The organism is Allorhizobium undicola ORS 992 = ATCC 700741 (assembly GCF_000621665.1).
Classification (GTDB): domain Bacteria; phylum Pseudomonadota; class Alphaproteobacteria; order Rhizobiales; family Rhizobiaceae; genus Allorhizobium; species Allorhizobium undicola.
Genome location: NZ_KK211327.1, coordinates 80,033 through 93,436 on the forward strand (window position 1 = coordinate 80,033; position 13,404 = coordinate 93,436).

A 13,404-nucleotide genomic window follows, 5' to 3' on the forward strand; every position below is an offset into this window, starting at 1 on the left:
TGTCAGAAAAGCTGGTTTTCTCTCTTTGCCCGAATGCCTGCCTTCGAAAGGAGAGACCTGTGAAAGACAATGAAGCGGCATCTCCGGTGGCTTCGGCTTTGAGAAGCTCGGTCGAGATATACGATCTTGCCACGCGCCGCAGCAGTGTGGTCTGGCAGACGGAAAAGCTTGTAGAGGCGCCCAACTGGTCACGGGATGGCCGGGAGCTTGTCATCAACGCCGATGGGCTGATCTACCGGCTGCCGCTGGTGGAAAATCCAGCGCCGGAAAAAATCGACACGGGCTTTGCCACGCGCTGCAACAATGACCACGGGCTTTCGCCGGATGGGCAATGGCTGGCAATTTCCGACAGGGTCGAGCATGGCAAATCCTGCATTTATATCCTGCCTGCCAGCGGCGGTGTGCCGAGGCAGGTCACGCCCGATCTTCCTTCCTATTGGCATGGCTGGTCGCCGGATGGCGCGCGTGTTTGCTATTGCGGCATCCGCGATCAGGTTTTCGACATTTACACCATCGCAACCAATGGCACCGATGAGCGCCGCCTCACCCATGGTGAAGGCCGCAACGACGGCCCTGACTGGTCGGCCGACGGTCAGTGGATCTATTTCAATTCCAGCCGTAGCGGCACTATGCAGATCTGGCGGATGCATCCCGATGGCACCGGTGTCGAGCGGTTGACGCAGGACGGGCACGGGGACTGGTTTGCCCATCCCTGCCCGAACAATCGCAAGGTGGTGTTCATTACCTATGCGGCGGACGTTTTCGATCACCCACGCGATCTTCCCGTGCGGATGCGCATGATGGACATGGATGGCGGACATGTCGAAACGCTTTTCGAGCTATTCGGCGGGCAGGGCTCGATCAACGTTCCAAGTTGGTCGCCGGATGGTGCTGCATTTGCCTATGTGCGCTATTTTCCCGCTGGCAATTAGAGCATTTCCAGCAAAAGTGTAGTCGGTTTTGCGTCCGGAAATGCGCCGAAACAAGAAGTTAGAGCATTGTAGGTGAACCCGTGTTCACCGGAAGTGCTCTAGAGCATTGCCCCGAGCAAAGTGTAGCCACGGTTTTCGTCCGGTCAACACCGGTTCAGTTGCATTGCTCTATGCAACAGCGCGGCTGGCTTGCGGGTTTTTGTTTCTGAACTGCGTCAGCCAATTGGCGATCATGTCGGCAGGGATGGGGCGGGAGAAGAAATAGCCCTGGCCAATATCGCAGCCCATGCGCCGTAGCGTCTCCAGCTCTTCGCGGGTTTCAACCCCTTCAACGAGAATTTCCATGTTCAGCGCGGTGCCCAGGCTGACCATGGCGGCAATCAGCGCGTGGTTGGTGCGATTATTGGCGACATCGGCCACGAAGCTGCGGTCGATTTTCAATCTGTCGATCTTGAGATCGATAAGATAGGTGAGGGATGTGTGGCCCATGCCGAAATCATCGACGGCCAGTTTGTATCCGGCGCGTTCCAGCTTGTGCATCTCCTCTCCGGCAACTTCCGGATCGAGCATCGCCTCTTCGGTGATTTCCACTTCCAGCCGGTGCGGAGGAAGGTCATAGGTCTCGATCAGCCTGTCCAGCATATCGCTGACTGCAAAGAGCGTGAAATCGCGTGGCGAGATGTTGATCGCCACGGTGGCCTCCGGCAGGCCCAGATCAGGCAATTTTTGCAAAAGGCGGCAGGCATCCTCGGCAATTCTTGCCGTCAATTGTTCCGAAAGCTGGATGGCGTGGGCTGCGCCGAAGATTTCCGGTGGCGAAACCGCGCCAAGTTCGGGATGAAACCAGCGCGCCAGGGCTTCGAAACCCACCACGGCACCGGTGGTGAGGTCCAGCTGCGGCTGGAACCAGGCCTCGACCTTGCCCGTCCTGATGGCATTTTCCAGATCCTGCTCGATGCGGCGCTGGCGATCGATGCGGTCCCGTATGCGCGGGTTGAAAATGCGCCATTGCCGCCGTCCGGCCTGTTTGGCCTCCATCAGCGCCATGCTGGCGGCGGTAAAAAGGCTGTCGGCATCGTTTGCGTGATCGGGAAAATAGGCAAGTCCGCTGCTCAGGCTTGGAATCGTGCTTTTGCTGCCAAGAAAAATCGGTTCGCGGCAATCTTGCAGGATCCTGGTCGTTAACGCCTCGGAGCGGGCAGCTGCATCGTCGCCACGCATGAGTATGGCAAATTCATCGGCGCTGATGCGTGATACGATGGCGCTGTTGCCAGCGGCCTGCCTTAGCCTCTGGCCGATAATGGTCAGAAACTGGTCGCCACTACGGTGGCCAAAAGCGTCGTTGATGAGCTTGAACCTGTCGATGTCGATCAGGATCAAGGCAAGCCCTTGCTTGTTCACACCGGCCGTGATGATTTCCCCGGCCATCTTGCCGTTGAAATAGATGCGGTTGAAAAGGCCCGTGACCGGATCGCCGTTCGCAAGGGTTTCGAGCCGCAGATTTTTCTGGCGAATATCCTCGTTGGCAAGCGTGAGTGAGCGGTTGACCGCCTCATTCTCCAGCTTGTTGAGTTCGATCCGCAGGAAGCGGCGTTCGGAATCGACCATTCGGTGCCCGACAATGGCCATCAGCAATGTCAGTTCGATGGTGGTGATGAGGCCGATATAGCCGCCATGCGCCACGAAGGTCCACGCAAGACTTATGGTGATAGGGGTTGAAAAACTGAAGGAAACCAGACTGCTGCCGTTCTGCCGGATCGCTGCCCCGCAAATGAGGCCCGTGAGCAGCAGGGTGATTGCGCTGTCAGAACTGACAAGATCGAGAGACCGAATGAAGACCGGCAAAGATGCCCAGACAAGGCCCTGAAAGAAAGCGCTCAGCGCCATGAGACGAATCGTCGTGCGGGGCCGGATGGACGCAAAACTTTCTCTTCTGAGTTTGCGAACAAGCGCAAGACGGGCGGCAGTGATGGCGAGAAAGCTGAGAAGCCACCAAATCAGCTCATCAGATATGCCATGTTTCGTCGCCAGCAGGCTGGTCCCGGCAACTGCACAGGCGCCATTGAGCAGCATGATGCTCTTGCTGTTCTTGAGCAAGAACCTGGCCTGAGACTTGCGGGCTGACTCTATCAAACGGAATACCTGGTAAACTGAAGGGTAGATAAATTCTAAAAAAGACAATCTAGGACTATTTGTATCCAATCAGGTTTTAATCTAGGGTTACGTCATAAGCCTAAAAAATACATAATTCGTATTTACATGCCCCGGTTCTTGCATGAAATAGATTGAAACTATCCGTTTTTTTGCTATTTCGCAGCTTTCGCTGAGAGTCTGTTCATGAAAGTGGATATCGAGCAAGCCGTCTGGTAATGCGCTTGATCATTGCGGTCTGGATGAAGGCGACGCTTGTTGCTGAGAAACGCTCAAAATCCTTTGCCATTCGGCGGTTTATGCCGAGCCACGCCAGCGTCCGCACGACACAAAGGCGTCAGTCGGGCATTCTTATGGATGTTCATTCGGAGCGATCCCAAAAGACTGAGGTGTGGTAACTCCAGTCTCCCAAATCTGCTCCGAATGACAACCTCCTGACAGCTCACATCTAAGGCGACAGGTTTTGGTGCTTTGAAAGGAAGGGGTATGGCGATGCCTCTTCCTTTGTTCTCAATTATCAGGCGAATTCCGGCTCCTGTTTTGGCGCAATAACCCTCTGCGGCAACGCGCTGGCGCTCTTTGCACCCTGCCATACGCGCAGGAAATTGCCGCTATAGACCCGGCAAATCCTCTCTTCAGGCCAGCCGGCGGCCAGCATGGCGCGGGTGAGCTGGATAAGGTCGGTACCGCTTTGCATCCCGGTCGGTATGCTTGAAATCCCGCCGTCGAAATCGCTGCCGAAGGACAGGTGATCCCACGGATCGGCGGTGACATGCATTGTGGCGATCAGACTTGCCAGACGTTCGTAGTAATTCACTACATACTCAAGATCGACATCCATGCAGGGCTTGCCGTTTTCGAGAATACGGGCATTCAGGAAAATCGGCGCAAGAATGATGCTGATCGTGCCGCCGGTTTCGACGATGGCGCGAATTGCCGCATCGCTCAAGGTGCGGTCCAGATAGCGCGGCGGCGTGGCGGGCTGTCCGCCGTTGAGCGAGACGGTTCTTGAGGCTGCATGGGACGCAAGAAGTGGCACGCCGTGCGCAAGGCATAGCTCTGCCGTTTCGATAATGGCCTGATCCGCCGTGTGCGACACGTCGATCAACAACCCCAGTTCCATGCAATGTTCCACGAAATCCCGCCCGAAGGCCGATAATCCGGCTGGCCCCTTGCGCCAGGGATTCATTGGAAGATAACCGCTGCGGCAAATATCGGTGTGGCTGAAATGGTTGAGCGTCACATAGGCGGCGCCACTCTTTGCCAGTTCGCCAAGCCGCGCCAGGCGTTTTGCCTGGGTGGATGCGCCGTTGCCGCCCAGAACATGGGCACCTTCCACCGCAAGAATGGCGCTTGCCACACCATCGGCCCACGCGGCGCGGACGGCCTGGGGCGTGTTGGCGAGCCGCAGTCTGCCGTGGCTTTGCCCGACGATTTCATGAACATAATCCCGATGCGTCAGCCAATTGCTCCAGGGATCGCCAAAGCGTGCGCCAAACAGGTTTTCCCACAAGGCATGGGCCGCAAAGCAGGCGCCGCCATAGCCGCCATGCAGGAAATCCGGGCCGCCGACATGGCGAAAATGCGGCACATTCTTACCCCTGGGCGCGGTGGCCGTAATCAGCCGCATACTCAAGGGCCATTGCTTTGCCCTCCAGTCTCCGGCCCAGAAATCGCAACCTGTCAGCCGCGTAACATAAAGAGAATCAAGATGCGTATCGATCGGGTAGGCCAGACTGTGCACCCTGCGCGTTTTTCTGGCCAAAAGGGAATCGTTTTCCGCCTCATGCAATGCCGTGTTACCCATATCCGCCCCCGGACGTTAAAAATTCAAATGAAAACTTAAAATTCAAACATAACTCGCCATGCAATTATGATGCCATTTTCCCTTCGGGGGCGGTGATGACGGCATTTGCCGCGTCAGGCGTGTGTCTTTCTCTGTCTTTGTGCCGAACGCGATCGGGTTGTGCGGCTCTTTGTCCAGCCTTGATATAAGTCAAGGTGTCTTGCGGCGGAACGGGCGACATAGAAGCTGCCAACAGAGGTCAGCCCCGATGACACAGCCCAGTTTTAACCCCGCCGAAGAGGTGCCCGCCATAGAGAGGGCGGATGTGGAAGCGGTCAATTCCGCGAAAATCCGCAAGCCGCTTTACGAGGCGCGCAAGAAGATCTTTCCGAAACGGGCAAGTGGCCGGTTTCGCCAGTTCAAGTGGCTGGTGATGGCCATCACGCTTGGAATATATTATCTCACTCCATGGGTCAGGTGGGATCGTGGCGCCTATGCGCCGGATCAGGCGGTGTTGATCGATCTGGCGCATCGGCGCTTTTATTTCTTCTTCATCGAAATCTGGCCGCAGGAATTTTTCTTTGTTGCCGGTTTGCTGGTCATGGCCGGATTTGGCCTGTTTCTGGTGACATCGGCAGTGGGCCGCGCATGGTGCGGCTACACCTGTCCGCAGACGGTCTGGACCGATCTGTTCCTCGTGGTCGAGCGCTTCATCGAGGGGGATCGTAATGCGCGCATCAAGCTGGATGCTGCGCCCTGGAGCCTTGGAAAGCTTTGGAAGCGGGTGAGCAAACACGCCATCTGGATCGTCATCGGTATTGCGACAGGCGGGGCCTGGATCTTTTATTTTGCCGACGCACCGGGCCTTCTGAGAGAATTCGTAACGGGCGAGGCCGAGCCGGTTGCCTACATCACCGTGGCCATCCTCACCGCCACGACCTATGTTTTCGGTGGGCTGATGCGGGAGCAGGTCTGTATCTACATGTGTCCCTGGCCGCGCATTCAAGGCGCCATGCTGGATGAGAATTCTCTGGTTGTCACCTATAACGACTGGCGGGGAGAGCCGCGCTCGCGCCACGCCAAAAAGGCGGTTGCTGCCGGGCAGCCGGTAGGCGATTGCGTGGATTGCAATGCCTGCGTGGTGGTCTGTCCCATGGGCATCGATATTCGAGATGGTCAGCAACTCGAATGCATTACCTGCGCGCTGTGCATCGATGCCTGCGATGGGGTGATGGACAAGCTGGGCAAGCCACGCGGCCTTATCGCCTATGCAACGCTTGCGGAATATCAGGGCAATATGGCGCTTGCGACGGATGAGGGCAGAACGGCCATCGATCCCACCCGCGTTCGAAACGCCGATGGTGGCTTTGTGGATACGATCCGGCATTTCGACTGGCGGGTCATTTTCCGGGTGCGCACCCTGCTTTACATGGGCGTCTGGTCTGCCGTCGGCATTGCGATGCTGGTGGCGCTGATGATGCGCGAGCGGCTGGAAGTGAATGTCCTCCATGATCGCAATCCGCAATTCGTGCTGGAATCGAATGGCTCTATCCGCAATGGCTATACGGTCAGGCTGCTCAACATGATCCCGGAGCCGCGCGACATTATCGTCAGTCTCGACGGCCTGCCAGAAGCCTCGATGAAGGTCAACGGAATGCAGGAAGAGGCGACACGCTCTCTCACCGTTTCCGTTGAGCCGGACGAGGCCACCACGCTCAAGGTCTACGTAACCTTGCCGCGCGAGGCTGTCACGGAGCCTGCCCAGACCTTCCGCTTTATCGCCACCGATCCGCAATCGGGTGAAACTGCCGCCTACAAGGCCACCTTTAACGGCCCCGGAGAAAAGAAATGACTGCTCGTATCGGAAAATCTTTCACCTTCACCGGCTGGCATATGCTTTTGACCATCTGCTCGTTTTTCGGCGTCATCATTGCCGTGAATTTCACCATGGCATGGTATGCGAGCCATAGCTGGAGCGGCATCGTGGTGGAAAATACCTATGTCGCCAGCCAGCAATTCAATGAGACCACGGCAGAGATCCGCGCCATTCTGGACAGCGGCGTCACCGGCAAAATGGCGGTGCAACAGGGTATTATCACCTATGATCTGCAAATTCCCGGCAAGGGCCCGGTCAATGCCGATAAGGTGGTGGCTAATTTCAAGCGGCCTGTCGGCACGGCGCAGGACTTTTCCATCGAGCTTCGGCCCGAAGCGCCCGGCCATTTCGTCGGCGCGCATCCCGCCGGTCCCGGTCACTGGATCTATGAGGTTGTTGCCACCGATCACGGCAAGCTGGTGATGCACGAGGCAAATCGCATCGCGGTGCTGGAGGATTGAGCCATGAGCTGCTGTGCACCCGGAACGGAAAGCGCCCTGGACATGGCGCGGGCCACGCTTCCTTCCACGGAGGAAATCGGACTATCCAGCCGGTCGTTGGGGGATGGCTTGCGCCAGATCGATTTCAGCGTTCCCGGTGTTTATTGCGGCACCTGCATCACCAGCATCGAAAAAGCGCTGAAGGACGTGCCGGAGGTGGAGAAAGCCCGCGTCAACCTGTCCACCCGCCGCGTTTCGGTCGTGTGGCGGGCGGGCGAGGCATTCGATCCGCAGCAACTGGCGCGCACCATCGCCGCCACCGGCTATGCCTGCCATCTCTTCACCCCGGAAGAAGGCAGTGCCGATCAGCTTCTCAAGCAACTGATCCGGGCCGTTGCCGTCTCCGGCTTTGCGGCTACCAATATCATGCTGCTTTCCGTTTCTGTCTGGTCCGGGGCCGATGCCGGCACGCGCGACCTGTTTCACTGGATTTCGGCGCTGATTGCCGCTCCGGCGCTGATTTATGCCGGAAGGTTCTTTTACCGCTCCGCCTGGAGTGTCTTGCGGCATGGCCGCACCAATATGGATGTGCCGATCGCCATTGGCATTACCATGTCCTATTTTTCCTCCCTGTGGGAAACCATCCACCACGGCGAACACGCCTATTTCGATGCGACCGCCTCGCTGCTGTTCTTTCTGCTGATCGGCCGGGCGCTGGATCACATGATGCGGGACCGTGCGCGCTCGGCCATCAGCGGTCTTGCGCGTCTCAATCCACGCGGCGCAACGGTCATCCTGCCCGACGGCAGCCGCGAATACCGGCTGGTGGATGATCTGCGCCCCGCAGACCGTATTGCCATTGCCGCGGGTGAACGGGTGCCGGTGGATGGCGTCGTTCTGTCGGGGGAAAGCGATCTCGACCGCTCGATCGTCAATGGCGAAAGCGCGCCGCATCCTGTCAGCGCCGGAGATGGCGTGCAGGGCGGTACGCTGAACCTGACGGGCGCGCTGGTGGTGGAGGCGGTGGCAGAGGCGCGTGATTCATTTCTGGCCGAGGTGGTACGGCTTATGGAGGCTGCCGAAGGCGGCAGGGCGCGCTATCGCCGCATTGCCGACCGTGCCGCGCGTTTCTATTCACCGGCCGTGCATCTTCTGGCCTTTGGCTCTTTCGTGAGCTGGGGTCTTTACGATGGCGACTGGAAGCACGCCATGCTGGTTGCCATTGCCGTTCTCATCATTACCTGCCCCTGCGCGCTCGGTCTGGCCGTGCCGGTGGTGCAGGTGGTGGCCGCGGGCCGCCTGTTTCGCAACGGGGTGATGGTCAAGGACGGATCGGCCATGGAGAGACTGGCCGAGATCGATGCCATTGCCTTCGACAAGACCGGAACACTGACGCTTGGCCGTCCGCGTCTTGTGGAAACCGAGGGGGGAAATTCATGGGCCCGCGAAATCGCCGCTGGCCTTGCCATGGGCTCGCGCCATCCGCTGTCACAGGCGCTGGCAGCGGCATTGCCACGCGGGCGAACCTTCGATTCGGCGCGGGAAATTCCCGGCGCTGGCGTGGAGGCGGTGACGCCGGAGGCGACCTTCCGGCTCGGCAGCCGCAGTTTTGCCTGCCCCGGCCAGCCGGTGCCGCAGGAAACGGCTCTTTCAGAGGTGGTTCTCTCGCAGGATGGGCAAATTTGCGCGGTCTTCCGCTTCGAGGACAGTCTACGGCCAGATGCCGAACAGGCCATTGCCCGGTTGAAGGCCATGGGCCTGTCGATGACAGTGCTTTCCGGTGACAGAGCTCCTGTTGTAAAGGCGCTGGCCGAGCGGCTGGGCCTGGATGGCGCACGGGCCGAACTTTCGCCCGCCGACAAGGCGCGTGCCTGCGCCGAGGCAGGCGAGGCAGGCCACAAATTACTGATGGTGGGAGATGGCATCAACGATGCGCCCGCCCTTGCCGCTGCGCATGTTTCAATGGCGCCTGCGACGGCGGCGGATGTGGGGCGGCAGGCCGCCGACTTCGTCTTCATGCATGATGGGCTGGATGCCGTTCCTTTCGCGCTGGAGATGTCGCGCAAGGCAGGCCGGCTTATCCGCGAGAATTTCGTGCTGGCAATTGGCTATAATGTCATTGCCGTGCCGATTGCGCTTGCGGGCTATGCCACGCCGCTTATTGCCGCCGTCGCCATGTCCACCTCATCCATGATCGTGGTGGCGAATGCCTTGCGGCTGAACGCCTTTGGCCGGGCGGAACCCGTTGAGGGCAGGGTGGCCCCTTCTTCCATGCTTCAGACCACCGCGCCGAGGCTTGCCGCATGAATATGCTGATCTATCTTATTCCCATAGCGCTTTTCATGGGCGGTCTCGGCCTCTTCGCTTTTCTCTGGTCGTTGAAAAGCGGCCAGTATGACGATCTTGAAGGGGCCGCGTGGCGGGTGATTACCGATGATGACGAGAAGCCCGCAGCCTGACGGTTGAAGACCTTCGCGTCCGATTGGAGGGGCGCTTGCACCTCCGGTCCATCGGAAAAATCTATTGCATGAAATGCGCTGTGTTACTTGCCCGGTTTGGCAATGAGTGCCAAAACGAGTGTCCTTGTCCTGGGAAAAACAGTGGAGCATGATAATGCAGCAGGCGGAAATCGGACTGATCGGTCTTGGCGTCATGGGCTCGAACCTGGCGCTCAACATCGCCGAGAAAGGCAACCGAATCGCGGTTTTCAACCGGACCCCGGCACGCACGAAGGAATTTGTCGCCGAGGCTGGCGCGCTTGCGGAAAACATCATCGGTTGCGAAACCATCGAGGAATTCGTGGCTGCCATCCGGCCGCCGCGCCCGATCATCATCATGATCAAGGCGGGCGACGCCGTTGACCAGCAGATGGAACAGTTGAAGCCGCTGCTGGAAGCCAATGACATTCTGATCGATGCGGGCAATACCAATTTCCGCGACACGATCCGCCGTTTCGACAGCCTGAAGGATACCGGCCTGACCTTTATCGGCATGGGCGTTTCCGGCGGCGAGGAGGGCGCGCGCCACGGCCCGTCGATCATGGTGGGCGGCACCGAGGAAAGCTGGAAGCGGGTGGAAAAGGTGCTGACCTCCATTTCCGCCAAGTTCAACGGCGATCCCTGCGTGGCCTGGCTTGGCACGGATGGCGCGGGCCACTTCGTCAAGACCATTCATAACGGCATCGAATATGCCGACATGCAGATGATTTCCGAAATCTACGGCATTCTGCGCGATGGTCTGGGCATGAGCGCGCGGGAAATCGGCGAGGTCTTCGGGCAGTGGAATAAGGGCCGGTTGAATTCCTACCTCATTGAAATTTCCGAAACCGTACTGAAGGCCGACGACCCCATCACCGGCAATGCCATGGTGGACATGATCGTCGATGCAGCGGGCCAGAAGGGTACGGGCAAGTGGTCGGCCATCGAGGCGCAGAATATGGGCGTTGCGGCAACCGGCATCGAAGCCGCCGTGGCCGGGCGCGTGCTGTCTTCCCAAAAGGCCGAGCGTGTTGCGGCAGAAGCAATTTTCGGCCTGCCCGCACCGGCTGAAAAGCCGCATGACGGCATGGGCTTTCTGGCCGATCTCGAAAATGCCCTGCTGGCCGCCAAGATTGCCGCCTATGCTCAGGGCTTTGCCGTCATGGCGGCGGCATCCAAGGAAAATGGCTGGGATCTGCCCATGCCGACCATTGCCCGTATCTGGCGGGCGGGTTGCATCATCCGCTCGCAGTTCCTCGATGAGATCACGTCTGCCTTTACCAAGCAGCCCGACGTGGCAAACCTCATCGTCACGCCTGCCTTCTCGCAAATGGTGAAGGACACGGATGCGTCCCTGCGCCGCGTCGTTTCCTATGCCGCACTTTCGGGTATTGCTGCCCCGGCGCTTTCCTCGGCACTTGCCTATTTCGATAGCTATCGCCGTGCGCGGGGCACCGCCAACCTCATCCAGGCGCAGCGTGATTTCTTCGGCGCGCACGGGTTCGATCGCGTGGATGGCAAGGAATATCACCACGGTCCGTGGGGTTCCGGCGCATCTATCTATTAAAGCATTTGCAGGGAAAGTGAAAAAGCTCAGCCTCGGTTACGCGAAGGCTGAATGGCTCGTAAAAAGAAAGGGTCGCCGCAACGGCGGCCCTTTTTCCCAATCTTCATTCCCCCCGATCGAAGACCAGTGTCGCATTGGGGCTCTTGTCGGTGTAGCCGACAACCTTGCACCCTTCGCGGACCGGCGCCTTGCCGCTCAAGCGCAATTGAAGTGAGCCATTGTCATTGCCGCTGACAAAATAGGGGGCGGGGTCGCAACCCTGCTTGAACGTGTAGGCAATCCCCGAAATCCATTCATTCGCGACGCTCCAGCCGCGAAACAGCACCGTTTCGGGCTTGATGGACCCGGCAATCGATGGTTTTGGCTCGGAATAGACGATGATGTGCTGCTTCTGATGGAAAAACATCAGCGAGCCGTTATGTCCCATTATCTCGCCGTAACGCTCCGGCGTTTCGAAGCGGGGGCCGGGCGCAACGTCCTTGTATGGCCAACCCATGGGGCAGAGCGTGAGCCACATCGTGCCAAATTCGCGCCCGCGCTCGGCATTGGACATGCCCACACGTTTGCCGGTCTCGACATCTTTCACGCCGAGATAACCTTCAAACAGGTGGTTTTCGGTCTCCGGGCCATCGAACCGGTAATGTTTTCCCTCTGTCCAGAGATCGCCGGTTTCACAGTCGGCGCGTGCTTCATGGACGGTGTCGTCCACGATGTGCGTAGCCGCGCAGTTTGCGTCATTCGGGTGCCAGCTGCCGCACCAACTCTTCACGGATTGCGGCGTGATCTTTGCCCGCATCGTGGAATTTTTGCCGCCATAATCGGAAAACTCGTAAATGATGGGTGCCACGGCTTTTGAGTTCCATGGGAATTCATCGCCGACCGGCGGCGGCGGGAGCGAAGGAATGGCAGACGCGGCGAGAATTGCATAAGCGAGAAATGACATTCATGTACCGATATGATTTTGATGCCCCTGACAGGCTGACGAGAATGGTGTTTCTTTCGCGCTGGTTGAAAAAATATTCCAATCGCGCAATCTGATATGTCTCCCGAACGTATTACTATTTTCGAAATGGTGGACGTTATGCGGAAGCTATGGATAACAGATTTTATCTATGGAAGCGCGCAGCAACTGAGGCGGGCAATATGGTCAGGCCTCAGACGACCAGACCGGCCGGGAGATGCTTTGCAGCTTTTCAGCGCTCACGCCTTCAATGCTGGCGATCACGGCGCTTGCCAGTTCCCGTCCGGCTTCACGGAAGTCTTCCGTGGCGGCAATCAGGTCCGGCACGATCCAGTTGAGAATAGGCACGGACTGCTTGGATACGAGATCGACATCCGTTCCGACCTTCATGCCTGCCGCTTCGATGCCGGCATTGATGGCAATGGTCGTGCTGGAGGCAGAGGAAATGATGGCGTCCGGAGCGTCGGCGGCGCGCATCATCTGCTGCACGGCGTGTTTTACCTCCTCGAGAGATGCGTCGATATTGATGGCGAGCGGAACCTCGTTCAGCCCATGGGCGCGCAAGCCATGGATGAAGCCGTCTCTGGTGTGGCGGTAATAGGTCAGTTTTTCCGGTGGGGCGAGGAGGGCAATACGCTTGCGTCCCCGCCTGGCCAGCCGCTCCACGGCCTCGCGGGCAAAGGCCTCGTTGTCGTAGTCATGATAGGGGTGGGCAATGCCGCAGGCCGTGCGGCCATGCGTGGCAAAGGGCATTTTGCGTTCCGCCAGAAGCCGCACGCGCGGGTCGTCCGGCTCGGTGCGCGAAATAATGACGCCATCCGCCGAGCCGGTTTCCAGAATATACTGCACCGGCAGCATCGGGTCCTTGCTATGGGCATGAGGCGTCACCACCACATGGTAGGGCGTGCCTGACAGAACCTCGGAAATGCCGAAGATGATCTGACTGCTGAAACCCATGATTTCTTCATCGATGCTCAGCACCAGCGCGATCACGTTGGTCTTGCCGGTTCTCAGCCGCACACCGGCGCGGTTGGGCTGGTAGCCCACCTGCCGCGCCACCATGCGCACCCGCTCCTTGGTGTCTGCGCCAATGTCAGGCGCGTCCTTCAATGCGCGCGACACCGTGGTAATGCCAAGCCCGGTCATGAAGGCAATGGTTTTGAGGGTAGGGCGCTCGCGTGGAGCCGAAGCGGGCTTCAGGTCGTCATCCATGG

The 13,404-nt window shown here is 58.7% G+C and carries 10 protein-coding genes; 6 read left to right on the forward strand and 4 right to left on the reverse strand.

The annotated features are described in order from the left end of the window. Positions 1 to 98: 98 nt before the first annotated feature. The gene (locus T424_RS0119175) at positions 99 to 932 is read left to right on the forward strand and encodes a TolB family protein (RefSeq protein WP_027489141.1); all 834 of its coding nucleotides are present in this window, start codon (positions 99 to 101) and stop codon (positions 930 to 932) included. Between the two features lie 168 nt (positions 933 to 1,100). Here T424_RS0119175 and T424_RS21590 read toward each other — a convergent pair whose 3' ends face one another. Next, positions 1,101 to 3,029 carry a putative bifunctional diguanylate cyclase/phosphodiesterase gene (locus tag T424_RS21590; protein ID WP_154664995.1) on the reverse strand — a complete coding sequence of 643 codons (1,929 nt, stop codon included), beginning with the start codon at positions 3,027 to 3,029 and terminating at the stop codon, positions 1,101 to 1,103. Between the two features lie 571 nt (positions 3,030 to 3,600). After that, positions 3,601 to 4,890, reverse strand: coding sequence for a membrane dipeptidase (locus T424_RS21595; protein WP_051559287.1), 1,290 nt, complete (start codon positions 4,888 to 4,890; stop codon positions 3,601 to 3,603). Positions 4,891 to 5,137: 247 nt separating this feature from the next. Here T424_RS21595 and ccoG point away from each other — a divergent pair, with 247 nt between their 5' ends. The 5 genes from ccoG (at position 5,138) to gndA (ending at position 11,229) form a co-directional block, all read left to right on the forward strand. Beyond that, on the forward strand, positions 5,138 to 6,721 hold the full coding sequence (gene ccoG, locus T424_RS0119195) for a cytochrome c oxidase accessory protein CcoG (RefSeq protein WP_037068454.1): 1,584 nt from the start codon (positions 5,138 to 5,140) through the stop codon (positions 6,719 to 6,721). After that, the gene (locus T424_RS0119200) at positions 6,718 to 7,206 is read left to right on the forward strand and encodes a FixH family protein (RefSeq protein WP_027489144.1); all 489 of its coding nucleotides are present in this window, start codon (positions 6,718 to 6,720) and stop codon (positions 7,204 to 7,206) included. Before ccoG ends, T424_RS0119200 begins: the two co-directional genes overlap by 4 nt. Before the next feature lie 3 nt (positions 7,207 to 7,209). Continuing rightward, positions 7,210 to 9,492 carry a cation-translocating P-type ATPase gene (locus tag T424_RS0119205; RefSeq protein WP_027489145.1) on the forward strand — a complete coding sequence of 761 codons (2,283 nt, stop codon included), beginning with the start codon at positions 7,210 to 7,212 and terminating at the stop codon, positions 9,490 to 9,492. Continuing rightward, positions 9,489 to 9,644 carry a cbb3-type cytochrome oxidase assembly protein CcoS gene (ccoS, locus tag T424_RS0119210; RefSeq protein WP_027489146.1) on the forward strand — a complete coding sequence of 52 codons (156 nt, stop codon included), beginning with the start codon at positions 9,489 to 9,491 and terminating at the stop codon, positions 9,642 to 9,644. The genes T424_RS0119205 and ccoS overlap by 4 nt, the downstream gene beginning before the upstream one ends. 154 nt (positions 9,645 to 9,798) lie before the next feature. Beyond that, the gene (gene gndA / locus T424_RS0119215) at positions 9,799 to 11,229 is read left to right on the forward strand and encodes an NADP-dependent phosphogluconate dehydrogenase (protein ID WP_027489147.1); all 1,431 of its coding nucleotides are present in this window, start codon (positions 9,799 to 9,801) and stop codon (positions 11,227 to 11,229) included. Positions 11,230 to 11,332: 103 nt separating this feature from the next. Here the strand turns inward: gndA and T424_RS0119220 are convergent, their stop codons facing one another. After that, positions 11,333 to 12,172 carry a hypothetical protein gene (locus T424_RS0119220; RefSeq protein ID WP_027489148.1) on the reverse strand — a complete coding sequence of 280 codons (840 nt, stop codon included), beginning with the start codon at positions 12,170 to 12,172 and terminating at the stop codon, positions 11,333 to 11,335. A gap of 204 nt (positions 12,173 to 12,376) precedes the next feature. Further along, positions 12,377 to 13,402 carry a LacI family transcriptional regulator gene (locus T424_RS0119225; RefSeq protein ID WP_027489149.1) on the reverse strand — a complete coding sequence of 342 codons (1,026 nt, stop codon included), beginning with the start codon at positions 13,400 to 13,402 and terminating at the stop codon, positions 12,377 to 12,379. Positions 13,403 to 13,404 lie beyond the last annotated feature (2 nt).